The sequence below is a fragment of the Actinomadura sp. NBRC 104412 genome (assembly GCF_030269515.1).
In the GTDB taxonomy this organism is placed as follows: domain Bacteria; phylum Actinomycetota; class Actinomycetes; order Streptosporangiales; family Streptosporangiaceae; genus Spirillospora.
This window is the reverse complement of sequence record NZ_BSTM01000013.1, coordinates 201,968-221,093: the sequence shown is the minus strand read 5'-3', so window position 1 is coordinate 221,093 and position 19,126 is coordinate 201,968. Positions and strand designations below refer to the sequence as shown.

Below are 19,126 nucleotides of genomic sequence, written 5' to 3'. Positions count from 1 at the left end.
GGACGAGTGTGCCGGGGGTGTTCGCGTGTGGTGATGTGGTGGATCACCTCTATCGGCAGGCGGTCACGGCGGCGGGGACCGGTTGTGCGGCGGCGATCGACGCCGAACGCTGGCTCCAGGACCAGGAGGACCAGAGCGCCCTGAACTAAGCGCGCCCCGAACCAAGCGCCCTGAACGAGACGAGCGGATCAGGCCGTTCAGGGTTTGCGGCCGACCCCCGCCAGCAGCCACCCGGTGGGAGGGTGGGACGGGACGCCGGAAGGGCGCCAGTCCGGCGGCGGCACCAGGCCCGGTTCGAGCAGGTCGAGCCCGGTGAGGAAGCGCGACACCCGCTCCCGGCCCCGCATCGAGACGGGAATCCCGATCTCGTCGGCGGTGCGCCGGTAGCGCGCCGCGCGGTCGGCGGGCTGCTCGTCGCCGCTCAGGTCGCAGTACACCAGATGGCTGCCGGGGGCCATGGCCTCGCGGTAGCCCGCGACGATCCGGTCCGGGTCGTCCTCGTCGTGCACGAGGTGCAGCACCGCGACCATCAGCACGCCGACCGGGCGGTCCAGGTCGAGCCGCGCGGCGACGTCGGGATGGCCGAGGACGGCCGCGGGGTCGCGGACGTCCACCTGCACCGCGGTCGCCATGGTCGGCCGCAGGGCCAGGAAGTGGGTGACCGCGACCGCGTCGATGTCGGTGTAGACGACCTGGGCCCGCGGATCCCGCGCGTGGACGATGTCGTGCACGTTGTGCCTGCCGGGCATCCCGCAGCCGAGCTCGAGGAACTGCCGGATGCCCGCGTCCAGCAGCGCCTCCAGCGCGCGGGTGCGGAAGCGGTGCACCTCGGGCAGCAGGTAGCGCGTCTCGTCGAACGCCTCCACCAGCTTCTTCGCGGCGGCGCGGTCGGCGGCGTAGTTGTCCTTGCCGCCGAGGGCGTAGTCGCACAGGCGTGCGTCGTTGGCCCTGCTGGCGTCGACATCGCGCGGCAGCCGGGAGGACGTCTCCATCGCACTCTCCGATCCTGGGCGGACAGCACAATCGCGCGGCTTCCGGAACCCCGACCGTAGCACCACGAGGCGCGCGGCACGGCCCGGTCACAGGATCGGCCGGCCGCCGGGATCGCCCGGCGGCCGGCCCGCCGTCCGGACGGTCAGGGGACGAGGACGGCGCGGCCCCGGACGCGGCCGGCGTCCAGGTCGTCGAGGGCGGTCTGGAAGTCGTCCAGGGCGTACTTCGCGGTGTGCAGGGTGACCGCGCCGCGCGCCGCCAGGGCCATCAGGTCGCTCAGGTCGGAGTACGAGCCGACCAGGTTCCCCACGAAGCTGATCTCGGTGGAGATGATGTCGATCGTCGGGACGTCGATGTTCTCCCCGTACCCGACCACGTGGTAGTCGCCCGCGCGGCGCAGCATCCGCACGCCGTCCGCGGTGGCGCCGCCCTCGCCGACGAAGTCGACGACGACCTCGGCGCCGTGCCCGCCGGTGCGGTCGAGGACCTGCTCGACCTGGGTCCCGTCGGCGAGCACGCCGTGGTCGGCGCCGATGGAGACGGCCAGTTTCAGCGCGTCGGGGTTGCGGTCCACCACGATCAGCTCGGCGGGGCTGATCGCCTTGAGCACCTGGATGCCGATGTGCCCGAGGCCCCCGGCCCCGATGACCACGCACCGGTCGCGCGGGGTCAGCCGCCGCGCGGCCTTCGCCGCGACGTGGTAGGCGGTGAGGCCGGCGTCCGCGAGCGCCGCCACGTCGGCGGGTTCGAGCGAGTCGTCGATCCGCACCAGGCTGCGCGCGGACGTCCTGAGGTAGTCGGCGTACCCGCCGTCGGTGTCGATCCCGGGGAACCTGCCGTTCTCGCAGTGCATGTCGTCCCCGGCCCGGCAGGCCCGGCACAGCCCGCAGGTGATCAGCGGGTGCACGATCACCTTGTCCCCCTCGGCGACGTTGGTGACCGCGGAGCCCACGGCGTGCACCCATCCGGCGTTCTCGTGCCCGATCGTGTACGGCAGCGGCACCCCGGTCTTCTCGGCCCACTGGCCCTCCAGGATGTGCAGGTCGGTGCGGCACACCCCGGCGCCGCCGATCCGTACGACGACGTCCAGGGGTCCCTCGGGCACGGGGATGGGGACCTCGGCGGCCCGCAGGTTGTCGTGGTAACCGGTGACCTGGACGGCTCGCATCGTGCTCATCGGCTGTGCTCCTTCACTGGGTCGTCGTCGTAGCGGGTGCGCAGCAGGCCGCGGCAGAAGTGCGCGTTGCCCTCGATCGAGATCCGGGTCGCGCGCGCCAGCCGCAGCCTGGGCGGGACGTCCGCGGGCGCGATGCCGCGTCCGTCGTGGCCGACCATGACGAGCGCGGAGGGGACGTCCGGCAGGCCGATCGCCGTCCGGCGCCGCCGCAGCGCCTCGGTGTGCCGGTCGTCGGGGAGGTCGGCCAGCGTCACGGTGGCCAGGGATTCGACCGTGCGGTGCGGCTCGGCCCGCAGCAGCCGGGTCAGGCACCGTTCCATGGCGGCGGTGTGCGCCTTCCGGCGGAACGTCGCGCGCAGCTCTTCGAGGTCGCGCTCGGCCTCGTGCGGGAACGTGCCGCGGTACCCGGCGTCGGCGGCCAGGCCACGGTTGATGAGGTCGGAGTCGTGGTGGTCGTCGAGCCGCACGACGACGCGGCGCGTCCAGGGCAGGGCCGTCAGCGCGTCCTTGGCGTCGGAGGCCATGAGGTACGCGAAGTTCGGCGCGCAGAACGCCGTGGGCAGCCGCAGCCGCACCTCGACGTCGCCGCCGGTCACCTCCAGCGACCGGACGAAGCCGAGCTCGGTGATCGGCTCGTCCAGCTCGGGATCGACGACCCCGCCGAGCGCGGCGTACGCCGCGTCCACGGGCGAGGCGGCCATGTCAGACCCCCGTCAGCTCGTCGGCCCCGCGCGGGCCGGTCTCGGGCTCGTCCGCGTCGGGCAGCCGGAGCGCGGCGGGGACCTCGATGCCGTACATCTTCGCCGCGTTGAGGCCGAGGATCTTCTTCTTCTGCGCGGTGGTGATGGGGGCGTACTCGGTCATGTCCGCGGGGATCTGGAAGTCCACGAACCGCTCGACCAGCCAGCGCGGCGTCCAGATCGCGTAGTCGGAGGCGAACTGGAGGCGGTCCTCGCCGATCCAGTACAGCAGCTCGCCGAGGATCTGCGCGAAGTAGCGGGGCCTGGTGTGGATGAACGGCATGGCGACGGCGAGGCCGCCGTGCACGTTCGGCTCCTGCGTGGCGATCCAGCAGAAGTCCTCCAGGCGGGGCAGGCCGCAGTGCTCGACGATGAAGTTCAGGTCGGGGAAGTCGGTGGCGACGTGGTCGATGTCGGCGACGTCGAAGGCGTCCCGGTCCAGCGGCCTGATGGTCGGGCCCTTGTGCACGTGGATGTTGGTGATGCCCAGTTCCTGGCATGCCTGGAAGTAGCGGTAGGCCCACGGGTCGTCCAGCCGCCAGCCGCGGGACTGGCCGTGCCATTCGGCGGTGTAGAGCTTCACGCCCTTGAGGCCGAACCGCTCGGCGTCCGCGCGCAGCCGGTCGAGCCCGGCCTCGCCGTTGCGCGGGTCGAAGGTGTGGTTGTAGGTGAGCTTCCCGGGGTGCCGCCGGGAGAGCGCGAACGCCTCCTCGGTCTGCCCGAAGCCATTGTGGTAGAACTCGCCGAGGAGGGCGGGCTGGAAGATCGCGTGGTCGACGTAGCCGTCCTCGAAGACGTCCTTCATGAGCCGCTCGCCGCCCTGGTAGAGGTAGTCCTCGTAGGGCCACACCTCCGTGTCGGGGGACAGGTTGCGGTGGTAGTCGTAGAAGCAGTCGATGAACTGCCTGCCGTGGACGTTCCGCTGGTTCTCGGGGCGGGCGTCCCACAGGGCGATGTGCGCATCGACGATGAAGTAGCTCTCGCCGTCCTTGGTGTACATGCACGCCTCCGTTCCACGTGACGCGAGTCACAGTCACGGCGACCGTACGTCCGCCCGGCGCGCGGCGGGACCTGCCCGGTGTCTCAATCTGAGACACCGGGCCGTTCTCCCCCTCGGCCGGAGAATGTAACGTACGTCACATGGGCGACGAGAATCTGCCCGAACGCGCCCGCCTGCACCGCGAGCTGCGTCATGAGCTGCGTCATGAGCTGCACGGCGCCGACCGTGCCGCCCGGCGGGTCTCGGCGCGGCTGCTGGCCTCCTGGCAGCGCAGCCAGGAGTACGGGGTCCCCGTCGAGTCGATCGAACCGGTCTTCTCCGGTGTCGAGGGCAGGGACTCCCTGTTCTTCGAGTGCGGCCGGGAGGTCCTCACCGACCTGCATCGCACGCTCGCCGACGAGCCGGTCTCACTCATGCTGACCGACGCCGACGGCCTGGTGCTCAACCGGCTCAGCGGGGACACCTCCCTCCTGCGCTCGCTGGACGCCGTCCACCTGGCGCCCGGGTTCGCCTACGCCGAGCGCACGGTCGGGACCAACGGGCTGGGGCTGGCCCTCGCGGATCGGGCACCGACCCTCGTCCGCGCCGAGGAGCACTACGCGCTGAGCCTGTGCACCTTCACCTGCGCCGCCGTGCCGGTGCTGCACCCGGTGACGGGACGGCTTGAGGGCTGCGTGAACCTGACCACCTGGTCGGAGTCGTCCAGCGGGCTGCTGCTGGCGCTGGCCGAGTCCGCCGCGGGCAACACCGCCGCGCTCATGCTCGCGCGCTCTCGCGGGCGCGAGCCCCGTCCGGCTCCGCGCGGCCAGGTGTTCCGCGTGGAGGTGCCCCGCCTGGAGCCCGGCTCGGGCACGCTGTACCCCCTGTCCCCGGCCTGGACCGACGCCGTCGCCCAGGCCGAGGCCGCCGTGGCGTCCGGCCGGATCGTGGCCGCCGTCGGCGAGCCCGGTTCCGGCCGCACCACCCTGCTCGCCCAGGCCACCCGGCGCCGCCACCCCCGCGCCCGCATCCTGGCCGCCGCCGCCCCGGCGCCGCAGGACGTCGAGTCGTGGCTCGCCCTGTGGACGCCCGAGCTGGCGAAACCGGACACCGCCGTGCTGGTGAGCGAGGTGGACCTGCTCCCGCTGTGGGCCGCCGAGCACCTGCGCGACCTGATGACGGCGTCCCGTCCCGGGCCGGTCGCGATGACGGCCCTGGAGTACGACGCGATCCCCGAGCCGCTGGCCCCGCTGGTCGACGCCGTGGTCACCGTGCCGCCGCTGCGCGAGCGCCCCGACGACATCCTCCCCCTCGCCCGGCACGCCGCCCTGCGGGCCAGGGGCCGCGAGATCGCGTTCACCGCGGCCGCCGCGAACGCGCTCCGCGCCTGCGGCTGGCCCGGCAACGTCGAGCAGCTCCAGCGCGTCGTCCACCGGGCCGCGACCCGCGCCGACATGATCGACCTGCGCCATCTGCCGCCCGACGTGCTGTCCGGCTCCTCGCACCGGCTCACCAGGATCCAGTCCTTCGAACGCGACGAGATCATCCGGGTGCTCGGCCGTCCCGGCGTCTCCATGCGCCGCGCCGCCGAGGAGCTGGGGATGAGCCGCGCCACCCTCTACCGCAAGATCGCCGCCTATGGGATCCGTGTCCCGCGCGGGCGCTGACGCGTCGAGGGAACTGGTCTACTCTGCGGGCATGTCAGCTCAGGGGAGCGTTGTCCTGCGCCCGGCGACGGCGGTGGACGCGGAGGCCGTCGCCGGCATCTGGCGGCAGGGATGGCGCGACGCCCACCTGGGGAACGTGCCAGACGCGCTGGTCGAGGCGCGCACGCCCGAGTCGTTCTCCACGCGGGCGGCCGAGCGTGTCGGCGACACCGTGGTCGCGGTCGTCGGCGACGAGGTCGCCGGGTTCGTGATGGTGTCCGGCGACGAGGTCGAGCAGGTCTTCGTCGCGGCGCACCACCGTGGCACGGCGGTGGCGACCGTGCTCCTGGCGGAGGCCGAGCGGCTGGTCCGCGAGAACGGTCACCGGGAGGCATGGCTCGCCGTCGTGGCCGGCAACGGGCGGGCGCGGCGCTTCTACGAACGGCAGGGCTGGACGGACTCCGGCCCGTTCGACTACCAGGCGCCGGGGCCGTCCGGGCCGATCGCCGTCCCGTCCCACCGCTATGTCAAGCGTGTCTGAACGGGTCGCCTGGTGGGCGGCGCCGGGCGAGGTACGGCGGGACGTGGAGGCGCTGCTGGGCGGCCGTGTCGTGGAGGCGGTCACCCAGCCCGGCGGGTACTCGCCGGGCGTCGCGGCACGGCTGCGCCTCGCCGACGGCCGCCGGGCCTTCGTGAAGTCGGCCGGGCCGCTGCCCAATCCGGACACGCCTGGGCTGCACCGCGCCGAGGCCAGGGTCGCGGCCGTGCTGCCGGAGGCGGCGCCCGTTCCGCGGCTGCTGGGCTCCTTCGACCGGGACGGCTGGGTCACCCTCGTCTTCGAGGACGTGGACGGCCGTCAGCCGCGGCTCCCCTGGGACACCGGTGAGCTCCGACGCGTCCTGGACGCCCTGACCGCTCTCGCCGAGGCCATGACCCCCAGCCCGATCGAGGTCCCGTCCGTCGCCGAACGGTTCGGCGGAGCCTTCCGCGGCTGGACCGAGCCGGCCACGCGGGACGACGACCTCACCGGCCTCGACGACTGGGCGCGCCGCCACCTCGGCCGCCTGGCCGCGCTGGAGAGCGCGTGGGGTGAGGCGGCGGCCGGCCGGACGCTCGTCCACGCCGACGTCCGCGCCGACAACCTCCTGCTCACCCCCGACCGCGTCGTGGTGGTGGACTGGCCGTGGGCGTGCCTGGCCGCGCCCTGGTTCGACCTGCTGGCGATGCTGCCCAGCATCCGGCTGGACGGCGGCCCGCCGCCGGAGGAGCTGTTCGCCTCACACCCGTTCGCGCGCGGCGCGGACGCCGATGCGGTGACCGCCGTCGTCGCCGCCGTGGCGGGCTACCTGGTGCGGCAGGGCCGCCTGCCGTCGCCTCCCGGGCTGCCGACGCTGCGCGCCTTCCAGAGGGCGCAGGGCGAGATCGCGCTGGACTGGCTGCGCGCCCGCACCGGCTGGCGCTGACACCCGGCAGGACCGTTTTGCCGTTCCGTGGCGTAAGGGCGCTGTCCGTGCGCGAAACACCTCCACCGCGCGCCTGCGGTTTTCCCGAATAGGGAGATCCGGTTGAAAGGCGAACGGACATGAATCATGCGGAGAGTGACCGGCCCGTCAGCCGCCCGTTCGTCGGTGCCGGCCTCTTCGCGCCGACGGCTCCGCGACCCGAAGGGAAGACATGTCCGCCGATGTGCGGTCGTGGGATCCGGCAGCGGGACCACGGTCACTGGACGCGTTCGTGCGCCGGGAGAACTTCCCGGTCGCCTCGCGCCTGCTACCGGTCCGCCGCCGCGGTCATCTGCTCGCCGTGTACCGGTTCGCCCGGTTCGTGGACGACATCGGGGACCGCGCGCCGCCGCACGAGCGCCTCGCGTACCTCGACGCGGTGGAGGAGGACCTGCGCCGCCTCTACTCCGGCGGCATGCCCAAGCTCCCGCCGGTCCTCTCGCTCGCCGACGCGGTCCACGTGCACGGGATACCGTCCCGGCCGTTCGAGCGGCTGATCCAGGCCAACCGCCAGGACCAGGTCGTCTCCCGCTACGAGACCTTCGACGAGCTGCAGGAGTACTGCGTCCTGTCCGCCGAGCCGGTCGGGCACATCGTGCTGTACCTGTTCGGCGCGGCCACACCCGACAGGTTCGTCCTCTCCGACCGGATCTGCACCGCGTTGCAGATCATCGAGCACTGCCAGGACGTCGGCGAGGACCACCGGCGCGGGCGGGTCTACCTGCCGCAGGAGGACCTGCGGCGGTTCGGCTGCACCGACCGGGACCTGTCCTGCCGGGTCACGCCCACGCGGCTGCGCGGCGTCCTCGCCTTGCAGGCGCGGCGGGCCCGGCGGCTGCTGGACGAGGGGGCGCCGCTGGTCGGGCTGCTCCCGGGGCTCGCGCGGCCCGCCGTCGCCGGGTACGTCGCCGGTGGCCGCGCCGCCCTGGCGTCCCTGGAGAGGCGGCGTTACGACGTCCTGTGCGACACACCGCGTCCCGCCCGCGTTCGGCTCGCGGCCGAGTGGGCACGGGCGCTCAAGGGGAGTTGATCAGTGGAACCGTCCGCCGCGTACCGACACTGCGAGCAGGTGGTCCGTTCACGGGCCCGCAACTTCTCCTACGGGATCAGGCTGCTGCCTTCGCCGAAGCGGCGGGCGCTGAGCGCGGTGTACGCGCTGGCGCGGCGCATCGACGACTACGGCGACGACGAGTACTCGCCCGCCGAGGAGCGCCTGGCCGCGCTGACGTCCCTGCGCAAGGACATCAGCGACCTGGACGACCGGCCGGACGACCCGGTCCTGGTCGCGATGGCCGACGCGGCACGGCGCTTCCCGATCCCCATCGAGGCGTTCGGCGAGCTCATCGACGGCTGCGAGGCCGACGTGCGCGGCACCGCGTACGAGACCTTCGACGACCTGCTGTCCTACTGCCGCTGCGTCGCCGGGACGATCGGGCGGCTGTCCCTCGGCGTCTTCGGCACCGGCGACCCGCGCGCCGCCGTGCCCCTCGCCGACGCGCTCGGCGTCGCGCTGCAGCTCACCAACGTCCTGCGGGACGTGCGGGAGGACGCGGGCAACGGCCGCGTCTACCTGCCCGCCGAGGACCTGGCCCGCTTCGGGTGCTCGCTCACCCTGGACGCGACCGGCCGGTTCACCGACCCGCCCGACCGGCTCGGCGAGCTGATGCGGTTCCAGGTGGAGCGGGCGCGGCGGTGGTACGACACCGGGTCGCGGCTGCTGCCGCTGCTCGACCGGCGCAGCGCCGCGTGCGCCGCCGCGATGTCGGGCATCTACCGGCGGCTGCTGGACCGGATCGCCGCCGACCCCGTCGCGTCGCTGGCCACGCGCACGTCGCTGCCGTCGTGGGAGAAGGCGTCCGTGGCCGTCCGGTCGCTGGGGAGGGCGCGGTGAGCTCCGACACCACTGTGGCGATCATCGGCGGCGGGCTGGCCGGGATCAGCGCCGCGCTGGCCCTCCAGGAGGCCGGGCTGCGCACGACCGTCTACGAGGCGCGCCCCCGGCTGGGCGGCGCGACCTGCTCGTTCCGCCGCGGGGACCTGACCGTCGACAACGGCCAGCACGTGTTCCTGCGCTGCTGCTCGGCGTACCAGGGGCTGCTCCACCAGCTGAGGGCGGCCGACCGCGTCGCCATCCAGCCCCGCTTCGACGTGACGGTCCTCTCCCCGCAGTCGGGGGGAGGACGCGGTACGGGCCGGCTGCGCCGCGCACGGCTCCCCGGCCCCTTCCATCTGCTGCCTGCGCTCGCCGGGTACGCGCTGCTGTCCCCGATGGAACGGATGCGCGCGGTCCGCGCCTCACTCGCCCTCGACCGGCTGGACCTGGACGATCCCGCGCTGGACGGTGTCGCCATGGGCCGGTGGCTGGCGGCCCACGGCCAGCGCCGCTGGCCCCGCCAGGCGCTCTGGGACCTGTTCATCACCTCGGCGCTCAACATCGGGGTGGAGGAGGCCGCGCTCGGGTCCGCCGCCATGGTGTGCCGCACCGCGCTGCTCGGCCGGGCCGACGCCGCCGACATCGGGATCGCGTCCGTGCCGCTGGGCGAGCTGCACGGCACGCTCGCGGCCGACCGCGTCCGGCGGAGCGGCGGCGAGGTACGGCTGCGCGCCAAGGTGGAGGCGATCGAGCCCGGCCCCAAGATCGTCGTGGACGGGGAACGGGCCGCGGCGGACGCCGTCGTGGTCGCGGTGCCGCACCGGGTGGCGGCGTCGCTGGTTCCCGCCGAGGCGTGCCCCGACCGCGCGCACTGGGCCGGCCTGGGCTCCAGCCCCATCGTCAACGTGCACGTCGTCTACGACCGGCCGGTGACCCGCCTGCCGTTCGCCGCGGCCGTGGGCTCGCCGGTCCAATGGGTGTTCGACCGCACCGCGGTGAGCGGCCTGGCGTCCGGGCAGCACCTGGCGGTGTCGGTGTCGGCGGCCGACCGGTGGATCGGCATGCCCACCGCGGGGATCCGGGACGTGTTCACCGCCGCGCTGGAGCGGCTGTTCCCCGCCGCCGGGCAGGCCGGGATCGCCGACTTCTTCGTCACCAGGGAACGCCATGCGACGTTCCGCCAGAGCCCGGGGAGCGGCGCGCTGCGCCCCGCCGCCGCCACCCGGCTGCCAGGGATCTTTCTCGCCGGCGCGTGGACCGACACGGGCTGGCCCGACACGATGGAGGGTGCCGTGCGCAGCGGTCTGACCGCCGCCCGCCTCGTCCGGCGCCACCTGGAAGGGGTGAGCCGCCGATGACCAGCGTTCCCGTCGCGATCTCCGAGGGCCGCGCGCTCGTCGACGAGGCCATGCGCGCCGCCGTCGACCGGCTGGACCCGCTGACCCGGCGGGTCGGCGCCTACCATCTGGGCTGGATCGACACCGACGGACGTCCCGCCGAGGGCGGCGGCAAGGCGCTGCGGCCCGCGCTGGCGCTGCTGTCGGCCCGCGCCGCGGGCGCGGCGCCCGAGGCGGCGCTGCCCGGCGCGGTCGCCGTCGAGCTGGTGCACGCCTTCTCCCTGCTGCACGACGACATCATGGACGGCGACCGCACGCGGCGGCACCGGCCCGCCGCGTGGACCGTCTTCGGCTCCTCGGCCGCCATCCTCGGCGGCGACGCGCTGCTGTCGCTGGCCGCCGAGCTGCTGCTGGACGAGCAGACCCGCGGGGCGCACTGGGCGGCCCGCTGCCTGACCGCCGCCACCCGCAGGCTCATCGCGGGCCAGGCGCTCGACCTGGACTTCGAGGACCGCGCCGACGTCTCGCTCGACGAGGTCCTGACGATGTCGTCCGACAAGACCGCGGCGCTGCTGGCGTGCTCCTGCGCGGTCGGCGCGATGCTCGGCGAGGGCCCGCCCGCGCTGATCAGCGAGCTGACCGCGTTCGGGTCCGAGCTGGGCGTGGCCTTCCAGCTCATGGACGACATCCTCGGCATCTGGGGAAGCCCGCGGGTCACCGGCAAGCCCGTTCTCTCGGACCTGCGGGCGCGCAAGAAGTCCCTGCCCGTGGTCTCCGCGCTCACCGCCGGCACCGCCGCGTCCGCCCGCCTGGCCGACCTGTATGCGCGGCCGGAACAGCACAGCGAGGCCGAGTTGCGCGAGATGGCCCGGCTCATCGAGGAGGCGGGCGGGCGCGCCTGGGCGGAGGCCGAGGCCGCGCAACGCCTGGCGCAGGCGGAACGGCACCTCAAGGACGCGGAGATGAAGGACGAGGTCCGCGCCGAGTTCCTGGACATCGCCCGCTTCGTCCTCGCCCGCGACCACTGACCCGTCCTCGCGACCCTCACCACCGCAGGCCACGACCGGAACGGATGACCGGATGACGACGATCGACGCTCCCTCGCTCACCGCCGAGGCGGAGGCCGCCCTGCGGGGCGCCCGCGAGCACCTGCTCGGCCTCCAGTCCGAGCAGGGCTGGTGGAAGGCCGAGCTGGAGACCAACGTGACCATGGATGCCGAGGACCTGCTGCTGCGCGAGTTCCTCGGCATCCGCACCCCCGAGGACACCGCGGAGACCGCCCGCTGGATCCGCTCCCGGCAGCGCGCCGACGGCACCTGGGCCACCTTCCACGACGGCCCGCCCGACCTGTCCACGACGGTCGAGGCGTACGTCGCGCTGCGGCTGGCCGGGGACGCCGCGGACGCGCCGCACATGCGCCTGGCCGCCGAGTACGTCAGGGGCGCGGGCGGCGTCGAGGGCACCCGGGTGTTCACACGGATCTGGCTGGCGATGTTCGGGCTGTGGTCGTGGGACGAGCTGCCGGTCATGCCGCCCGAGATGATGTACCTGCCGCGCTGGTTCCCGCTGAACGTCTACGACTGGGCGTGCTGGGCCCGGCAGACGATCGTCCCGCTGACCGTCGTGGGGTCGCTGCGTCCCGTCCGGGCCCTGCCGTTCGGCCTTCCGGAGCTGCGCACCGGGCGGCGCCCGCGGCCCGCGCGGGACGCCTGGGGGCGGGCGTTCAACGGCCTCGACCGCCTGCTGCACGTGTACCAGCGGCGGCCGGTGCGCCCGCTGCGGACCGCCGCGCTGCGCCGCGCCGCCGAGTGGATCGTCGCGCGGCAGGAGGCCGACGGGTGCTGGGGCGGGATCCAGCCGCCCTGGGTCTACTCGCTGATCGCCCTCAACCTGCTCGGCTACGACCTCGGCCACCCGGTGATGAGACGCGGCATCGAGGGCCTGGAAAGGTTCACGCTCCGCGACGAGCGGGGCCGCAGGCTGGAGGCGTGCCAGTCACCCGTCTGGGACACGGTGCTGGCCGTCAACGCCCTCGCCGACGCGGGACTGCCCGCCGGCCATCCCGCGCTGACGCGCGCCGCCGGATGGCTCCTGGACGAGGAGGTCCGGGGGCCGGGGGACTGGTCGGTGCGCCGCCCCGGCCTTCCGCCCGGCGGCTGGGCGTTCGAGTTCGACAACGACCTCTACCCCGACACCGACGACACCGCCGAGGCGATCCTGGCGTTGCGGCGCGTCGACCGTCCCGATGCCCGCCCGGCCATCGACCGCGCCGTGCGCTGGCTGACCGGCATGGCCTCGCGCGACGGAGGCTTCGGCGCCTTCGACGCCGACAACACCAGGACGCTGTGCGCCAAGCTGCCGTTCTGCGACTTCGGCGCGGTGATCGACCCGCCCTCCGCCGACGTGACCGCGCACGTCGCCGAGGCGCTGGCCGCCGAGGGGATGGCGAACACGGACGTGGTCAGGCGCGCCGTGGTGTGGCTGCTGAAGGCCCAGGAGGAGGACGGCTCGTGGTTCGGCCGGTGGGGCGCCAACCACGTCTACGGGACCGGTGCCGTGGTGCCGGGGCTGGTCGCCGCCGGGGTGCGCCCGGACGGCCCGCCGATCCGCCGGGCCGTCGCCTGGCTGGAGGCCCACCAGAACCTGGACGGCGGCTGGGGCGAGGATCTGCGCTCCTACGACGACCCCGCGTGGGTCGGGCGGGGCGTGTCCACCGCGTCCCAGACGGCCTGGGCGCTGCTGGCCCTGCTCGCCGCCGGTGAACGGTCGTCCCCGGCGGTGGAGAAGGGCGTCCGGTGGCTCATCGAGACGCAGCGTCCCGACGGTACCTGGGACGAGGACCACTTCACCGGCACCGGCTTCCCCGGCGACTTCTACATCAACTACCACCTCTACCGGCTCGTCTTCCCGGTGAGCGCGCTAGGACGCTACCTCCGGGAGGCGCGGAGGTGACGCGGCTGGTGGTGTGCGCGGCCCGGTTCGCCGAGGCGCGGGACGTCGCACATCCCGGGCTGCGGGTGCTGAGGACCGGCGCCGGGCTCGCCCGGGCACGGGCGGTCGCCGGGTGCCTTCCCGACTTCGACGCGCTGGCGGTGGCGGGCTTCGCCGAGGCGCTGGACCCGCGCCTCGAACCGGGGAGCGTGCTGGTCGCGACCGAGGTCCGCGGCGCGCACGAGACCGTCTCCTGCCCCTCGGCCGAACTGCTCGCGGGGCTGCTGAGGCGCACCGGCGTCCCCGTACACCGCGGCCCGCTGCTCACCGTGGACCGCCGGGTGTCCCCGGCGGCGCGCGAGGCGCTGGCCCGCACGGGGGCTCTGGCCTTCGACACCGAGTCGGCCCCGCTCGCCGCCGCCGCGGCGGGCCGTCCCAGCGCGGTGGTACGCGTGATCGCCGGCCCCGAGGGGGAGTCCCCGCGCACGCTCCGCGCGCTGGGTCCCGTCCTGGCCAAGTGGGGCGCCGCCGTGGGGCCGCGGCGCGTGCTGCTCGCCGGTCCGCGCTCGTTCTGCGCGGGCGTGGAACGCGCCATCGAGATCGTGGAACGCGCGCTGGACCTGCACGGCCCGCCCGTGTACGTGCGCAAGCAGATCGTCCACAACGTCCACGTCGTCGACGACCTGCGCCGGCGCGGCGCGGTCTTCGTCGACGAGCTGGACGAGGTGCCCGCCGGGTCCGTCGTCATCTTCTCCGCGCACGGCGTCGCGCCCGCCGTCCGCGCCGAGGCCGACCGCGCCGGGCACCGGGTCGTCGACGCCACCTGCCCGCTGGTCGCCAAGGTGCACGCGGAGACCCGGCGGTTCGCGGCGCGCGGCGACCTGGTCGCGCTCATCGGCCACGCCGGGCACGAGGAGACCGAGGGCACGCTCGGCGAGGCGCCCGGCTCCACCGTGCTCGTCGAGACGCCCGAGGACGTGGCCGCGCTGCCGGCCGGCCGCCCGGTGGCCTACCTGATGCAGACCACCCTCGCCGCCGACGAGGCCGGTGAGATCGCCACGGCCATCACCCGCCGCTTCCCCGACGCCCAGGGCCCGGCCACCGACGACATCTGCTACGCCACCACCAACCGGCAGCGCGCCGTCACCGCGGTCGCCGGGGACGCCGACCTGGTCGTGGTGGTCGGCTCCGCCAACTCCTCCAACTCCCGCCGCCTGGTCGAGGTCGCCGAGCGCGGCGGCACACCGGCCGTCCTCGTCGACGGCCCCGCCGACCTTCCCCTGGAACGGCTCGACGGCACCCGCGTCATCGGCCTCACCGCCGGCGCCTCCGCGCCCCACGACATGATCGACGGCGTCGTGGACTGCCTGCGCGGCCTGGGGCCCGTCCAGGTCGAGGAACGCACCGTCGCCGTGGAGACCACCGAGTTCACCCTTCCCAAGGAGATACGTCCCTGATGGCCATGCCACTGCGCCAGAGCCTGCGCATCGGAAGCCACATCCTGCGCAACAAGCTGCGGGGACGGGACAAGTTCCCGCTCCTGCTCGAACTGGAGCCGCTGTTCGCCTGCAACCTCAAGTGCGCCGGCTGCGGGAAGATCGAGCACCCCGCCGACGTCCTCAAGCGCCGCATGCCGGTCGAGCAGGCGGTCGCCGCCATCAAGGAGTGCGGCGCGCCGATGGTCTCCATCGCCGGCGGCGAACCGCTCATGCACCCGCAGATCGGGGAGATGGTCGCCGAGCTGGTCAAGATGCGCGTGTACGTGTTCCTGTGCACCAACGCGGTGCTGATCCCCAGGAAGCTCGACCAGTTCACGCCGTCGCCGTACTTCGCCTGGACCGTCCACATCGACGGCCTGCGCGAGCGCCACGACGCGTCGGTCTGCAAGGACGGCGTGTTCGACCAGGCGGTCGCCGCCGTCCGTGAATGCCGCCGCCGCGGCTTCCGCGTCACCACCAACACCACGTTCTTCAACACCGACACCCCGCAGACCGTCATCGAGGTGCTCGACTACCTCAACGACGACCTGGAGGTCGACGAGATGATGGTCTCGCCGGGCTACGCCTACGAGAAGGCGCCCGACCAGGAGCACTTCCTCGGCGTCCAGGAGACCCGCGAGCTGTTCCGCAAAGCCTTCTCCGGCGGCAACCGCAAACGCTGGCGCCTCAACCACTCGCCCCTCTTCCTCGACTTCCTGGAAGGCAAGGTCGACTTTCCCTGCACCGCCTGGGCGATCCCGTCCTATTCACTCTTCGGCTGGCAACGCCCCTGCTACCTCATGAACGACGGCTACGCCCAGACCTACCGCGAACTCCTCGAAGAAACCGACTGGGACTCCTACGGCCGGGGCCGAGACCCCCGCTGCGCCAATTGCATGGCCCACTGCGGCTACGAACCCACCGCCGTCTTCAGCACCCTGGGCTCCCTGAAACAGTCTTTGCGCGCCCTCCGCGCTTGATCAGACCGCGAATGCACCTTTTGCGCGAGACCGGCAATCGGCCGGGGAGCAGGTCGCGGTCAGGGTGATACGGGACGGCCACGACACCGTCCGCGAACGGTTCGATCGCGAGCTCAAGGCGATGGACATGGTCCGCAGGCCGCGGGCATGGCGGAGTGGTGGCCGCCGCCGCTGAGGACGAGGAGCGGCCCTGGCTCGCCATGGATGACGTGCACGGGCTCACGCTGCGGCAGCACGCCGAAGACCGCGGCACGCTGGCCGCGGCCATGGGCGCCGCGCTGGGGACCTCCCCATTACCGGTCAACACCCCCGCTCGCGACCCTTACCGCAATTCAGGATTGATGCACGCGTGCCGGACGCATGTCACACCTGGCCTGGGCTGTTACGCTATCGTGGCCCTGTGTTGAACGACCTTGTTGCCCAGGCGGAGCAGAACAGGACTGCCGCCCTAGCCGGCTTGGCTCCAAAGACGCAGGACTCCTTGGGGCAGTTCTTCACGCCCGCCCGCGCAGCAGCATTAATCGCCGGAATGCCGCGCCTTCCACAGGAAGGCCGCCTCCGAGTGCTAGACCCTGGAGCAGGTTCCGGTATGCTATCAGCGGCCCTCGTAGCGCGTGCGCTGGGCGAGTGCCCGGATCTTATTATTCATGTGGTTGCGGTCGAATGCGACACTACCATCCTGCCACATCTGAAGGCCACGCTGGATGCCTGCCTTGCCGCAGGCCAGGGGCGGGTTACCTTTGATCTGATCGAAGCGGACTTTATATCGGCGTCCACTGGCATAACGAGAGACGATCGACTCTCGAATTTCGATCTTGTCATTCAGAACCCGCCATATGCCAAGCTTGGGAAATTTTCGGCTCCGCGTATTGCCGTCCGTGAGGTAGGAGCGGATGCGCCGAACGTGTACGCTGCGTTCCTGGCTCTCGCCACAGCCGCACTAAAGCCACATGGCCAGTTGGTGGCCATCACTCCACGATCATTCTGCAACGGACCTTATTTTGGCGCCTTTCGGTCCTACCTGCTCGACCAAATCGCACTGGACCGTATTCATATCTTTGAATCCCGCTCCATCGTCTTCGCTGACACCGGTGTCCTACAAGAGAATGTCGTCTTCTCTGGCACCAAGGGCGGATCACGCGACCAAGTGCTGTTGTCCACAAGCAACGGGCATGAAGACAAAGAGTCCCGACGCAATGTGGCATACACCGATGTCGTGCACCCAGGCGATCCGCACCAGTTCGTCCGGATTACTGCTAACGATGAGGACATTGAGATCGCCGAGCGTATGCTTTCATTGCCGGCCACGCTCGAGTCACTCGGCATCAAGGTCTCGACCGGACGGGTGGTTGACTTCCGGTCACGGGAATGCCTCCTCAACGCAGCTGAAGACGACGCCGTTCCTCTGATCTATCCTGGCAATCTACGTGATGGTGTGGTGGTCTGGCCCCGGGATATTCGCAAGCCGCAATGGTTTCGACCCTTGACTCAGAAGGACGCGAATATGCTCTTCCCTGAGGGCTGGTATTGCATCGTTAAGCGCTTCTCCTCCAAAGAGGAACGCCGCCGGATCGTAGCCGCCGTCTGGTCACCGGAAAGGATCTGCAGTCCTGTGGCCTTTGAGAATCATGTGAACGTTTTCCACCTTGACGGCGCCGGGCTGGACCGAAACATCGCTTTCGGTCTGTCCATGTGGCTCAACTCGTCGCTGGTGGACAGGTTCTTCCGCACCTTCTCCGGACATACACAGGTCAACGCAACCGATCTTCGTAGCATGCGCTTCCCCGGCCGGGAGATGTTGCGCCACCTGGGCGAACTAGCTCCTGAAACCATGCCGGCTCAGAGCGAGATCGATTCTTTGGTCGACAAGGCTGCTGGCATGGTAGACACACTCGTATGACCAACAAGATTCAGGAAGCCAAACGCATACTGGTCGCCTTCGGTATGGACTCAGAGCGTTCTAACGAGCGCTCTGCGCTCATCCTCTTGGCCTTGCTTCATCTGCGGCGTGATGACGCCTGGCGGGACGCGTCCAACCCTATGCTGCGTACCAGGGCCATCATGGACTGGATACGAGACCAATACGAGCGGGAGTATCGTCCCAATACTCGGGAGACAATCCGTAGGTTCACACTCCACCAGTTCGCTGAAGCTCTGCTCATTCAACAGAACCCAGACCAGCCAGACCGTCCAATCAACTCGCCTTACTGGAACTACCAGATCACTCCTAGAGCGTTGACGGTCATCCAGCAATATGGAACCCCTGGGTTCGAATCTGCATTGTCTGAGTACCTGGCCGAAGTGCCGGGGCTGAGGGAACAATATGCGGCTGCTAGGAAGATGAATCGGATACCGGTCAATCTTCCCGGTGGAAAGCCATTCACGCTATCGCCTGGTGGGCAGAACCTGCTCCTCAAACAGATGGTTGAGGAGTTCTGTTCGCGCTTCACTCCAGGCGCCGAGGTGCTCTATGTCGGCGATGCAGATTCGAAATGGGCTCTGTTCGAAGCCGAGCGACTTGCTGAACTCGGCGTGACCGTCGACCAGCACGGGAAAATGCCCGACCTCGTCGTGTACATGGCCGACAAAGACTGGCTTGTGCTCCTTGAAGCAGCCAACTCGCACGGACCGGTAGACGCTAAGCGCCATGGCGAACTTGCGAAGCTATTCGAGAGTGCGAGCCCTGGCCTTGTGTACGTGTCCTGCTTTTCCGACCGCAAGGAGATGCGAAAGTACCTTCATCAGATCGCCTGGGCAACCGAAGTGTGGTGTGCCGGAGACCCAACCCATCTGATTCACTTCAATGGCGAGCGTTTCCTTGGACCTTACGATTAACCTGGTGCCGGTCAGCCCTCGACGTCGTCCTGGTGCGCGGCAGCTAAGCCGCAGCCCTCAGGGAGCGGGATACCGCGGTTAGTCGTGCCCATCGTCCGGAGATGGTCTATGGTGGTCATCGTCACGCTGGGCCCGCGATCCGTGGGCGGTGTGCATCACTGTTGGGCCCCCGGGGCCGACAATCCTCGGGGGCCTCGGAAGCAACTGGTGCCAGGGATGCGGTTTTGCAACTCCAGCAAGGTGGTTGGTCCCCGATATGCTCGGCGTGCCGCCAACCGGGGTCGCGGGAGGCTCGCCAACTGGCCTGGCCTGCAACTCGGCCACGATCTCTTCTCTCGTCCATTGGTGTCGTTCGATCCAAAACGCCTCGTCCTTGCTGGTGAAGTAGTTGAAGAACGTCCGTGGCGAGATGTCAGCTGCCTTGCTCCGTCTCGGAATGAATGCTTCATGACCTTGGGTTTCCGTACCGGCTGACGGTCTTCCAAGATAACTTGCAGCGAGCTTGTCAGGAGACTTAGTGCCCGTTCCCGATCCGGTGATCTCGTTGGCGGTACGGGGATCGCTCCCGCAGGAACGTTGCCGACCTCGTTCACTTGTTTTGGCTGGCTGTGGAGATGCGCCCGACGGAGACCAGCCGGGACCGGCTGGCCGAGGC

16 protein-coding genes and 1 pseudogene are annotated in these 19,126 nt (G+C 71.2%); 13 read left to right on the top strand and 4 right to left on the bottom strand.

Annotation, left to right across the window (positions count from 1 at the left end; translation table 11 throughout):
* Positions 1 to 149 (top strand): annotated as a pseudogene (locus tag QSK21_RS18755) (thioredoxin-disulfide reductase); the annotation flags it as partial.
* 48 nt (positions 150 to 197) lie between these two features.
* Here the strand turns inward: QSK21_RS18755 and QSK21_RS18750 are convergent.
* From QSK21_RS18750 to QSK21_RS18735, 4 genes are all read right to left on the bottom strand, one after another.
* A complete protein-coding gene (locus QSK21_RS18750) occupies positions 198 to 992 on the bottom strand; it encodes an SAM-dependent methyltransferase (protein ID WP_285697411.1) in 795 nt (264 codons plus the stop codon).
* A 143-nt stretch (positions 993 to 1,135) separates the two neighbouring features.
* Positions 1,136 to 2,161, bottom strand: a complete 1,026-nt coding sequence (locus tag QSK21_RS18745) for an NAD(P)-dependent alcohol dehydrogenase (protein ID WP_352231294.1) — start codon at positions 2,159 to 2,161, stop codon at positions 1,136 to 1,138.
* A 5-nt stretch (positions 2,162 to 2,166) separates the two neighbouring features.
* On the bottom strand, positions 2,167 to 2,871 hold the full coding sequence (locus tag QSK21_RS18740) for an iron-sulfur cluster assembly protein (RefSeq protein ID WP_285697408.1): 705 nt from the start codon (positions 2,869 to 2,871) through the stop codon (positions 2,167 to 2,169).
* Between the two features lies 1 nt (position 2,872).
* On the bottom strand, positions 2,873 to 3,910 hold the full coding sequence (locus tag QSK21_RS18735) for an amidohydrolase family protein (RefSeq protein WP_285697406.1): 1,038 nt from the start codon (positions 3,908 to 3,910) through the stop codon (positions 2,873 to 2,875).
* 140 nt (positions 3,911 to 4,050) lie between these two features.
* Here QSK21_RS18735 and QSK21_RS18730 point away from each other — a divergent pair, with 140 nt between their 5' ends.
* The 12 genes from QSK21_RS18730 (at position 4,051) to QSK21_RS18675 (ending at position 18,471) form a co-directional block, all read left to right on the top strand.
* A complete protein-coding gene (locus QSK21_RS18730; RefSeq protein WP_285697404.1) occupies positions 4,051 to 5,556 on the top strand; it encodes an AAA-type ATPase lid domain-containing protein in 1,506 nt (501 codons plus the stop codon).
* A gap of 31 nt (positions 5,557 to 5,587) precedes the next feature.
* On the top strand, positions 5,588 to 6,076 hold the full coding sequence (locus tag QSK21_RS18725) for a GNAT family N-acetyltransferase (RefSeq protein ID WP_285697402.1): 489 nt from the start codon (positions 5,588 to 5,590) through the stop codon (positions 6,074 to 6,076).
* Positions 6,069 to 6,998, top strand: coding sequence for a phosphotransferase family protein (locus QSK21_RS18720; protein WP_285697400.1), 930 nt, complete (start codon positions 6,069 to 6,071; stop codon positions 6,996 to 6,998). Before QSK21_RS18725 ends, QSK21_RS18720 begins: the two co-directional genes overlap by 8 nt.
* A gap of 211 nt (positions 6,999 to 7,209) precedes the next feature.
* Positions 7,210 to 8,067 carry a squalene synthase HpnC gene (gene hpnC, locus QSK21_RS18715; protein WP_285697398.1) on the top strand — a complete coding sequence of 286 codons (858 nt, stop codon included), beginning with the start codon at positions 7,210 to 7,212 and terminating at the stop codon, positions 8,065 to 8,067.
* A 3-nt stretch (positions 8,068 to 8,070) separates the two neighbouring features.
* Positions 8,071 to 8,928: a presqualene diphosphate synthase HpnD gene (gene hpnD, locus QSK21_RS18710; protein WP_285697396.1), complete on the top strand. Its 858-nt coding sequence runs from the start codon at positions 8,071 to 8,073 to the stop codon at positions 8,926 to 8,928.
* On the top strand, positions 8,925 to 10,268 hold the full coding sequence (gene hpnE / locus QSK21_RS18705) for a hydroxysqualene dehydroxylase HpnE (RefSeq protein WP_285697394.1): 1,344 nt from the start codon (positions 8,925 to 8,927) through the stop codon (positions 10,266 to 10,268). Before hpnD ends, hpnE begins: the two co-directional genes overlap by 4 nt.
* Complete coding sequence (locus QSK21_RS18700) at positions 10,265 to 11,275, top strand: polyprenyl synthetase family protein (protein WP_285697393.1); 1,011 nt, start codon at positions 10,265 to 10,267, stop codon at positions 11,273 to 11,275. The genes hpnE and QSK21_RS18700 overlap by 4 nt, the downstream gene beginning before the upstream one ends.
* Before the next feature lie 52 nt (positions 11,276 to 11,327).
* On the top strand, positions 11,328 to 13,199 hold the full coding sequence (gene shc, locus QSK21_RS18695; RefSeq protein WP_285697391.1) for a squalene--hopene cyclase: 1,872 nt from the start codon (positions 11,328 to 11,330) through the stop codon (positions 13,197 to 13,199).
* Positions 13,196 to 14,635, top strand: a complete 1,440-nt coding sequence (gene ispH / locus QSK21_RS18690) for a 4-hydroxy-3-methylbut-2-enyl diphosphate reductase (protein ID WP_285697390.1) — start codon at positions 13,196 to 13,198, stop codon at positions 14,633 to 14,635. Before shc ends, ispH begins: the two co-directional genes overlap by 4 nt.
* On the top strand, positions 14,635 to 15,636 hold the full coding sequence (gene hpnH, locus QSK21_RS18685; RefSeq protein WP_285697388.1) for an adenosyl-hopene transferase HpnH: 1,002 nt from the start codon (positions 14,635 to 14,637) through the stop codon (positions 15,634 to 15,636). The genes ispH and hpnH overlap by 1 nt, the downstream gene beginning before the upstream one ends.
* Before the next feature lie 400 nt (positions 15,637 to 16,036).
* Complete coding sequence (locus QSK21_RS18680) at positions 16,037 to 17,536, top strand: Eco57I restriction-modification methylase domain-containing protein (RefSeq protein WP_285697387.1); 1,500 nt, start codon at positions 16,037 to 16,039, stop codon at positions 17,534 to 17,536.
* Positions 17,533 to 18,471 (top strand): BsuBI/PstI family type II restriction endonuclease, encoded by a 939-nt coding sequence (locus QSK21_RS18675; RefSeq protein WP_285697385.1) that lies wholly within the window; start codon positions 17,533 to 17,535, stop codon positions 18,469 to 18,471. Before QSK21_RS18680 ends, QSK21_RS18675 begins: the two co-directional genes overlap by 4 nt.
* Positions 18,472 to 19,126 lie beyond the last annotated feature (655 nt).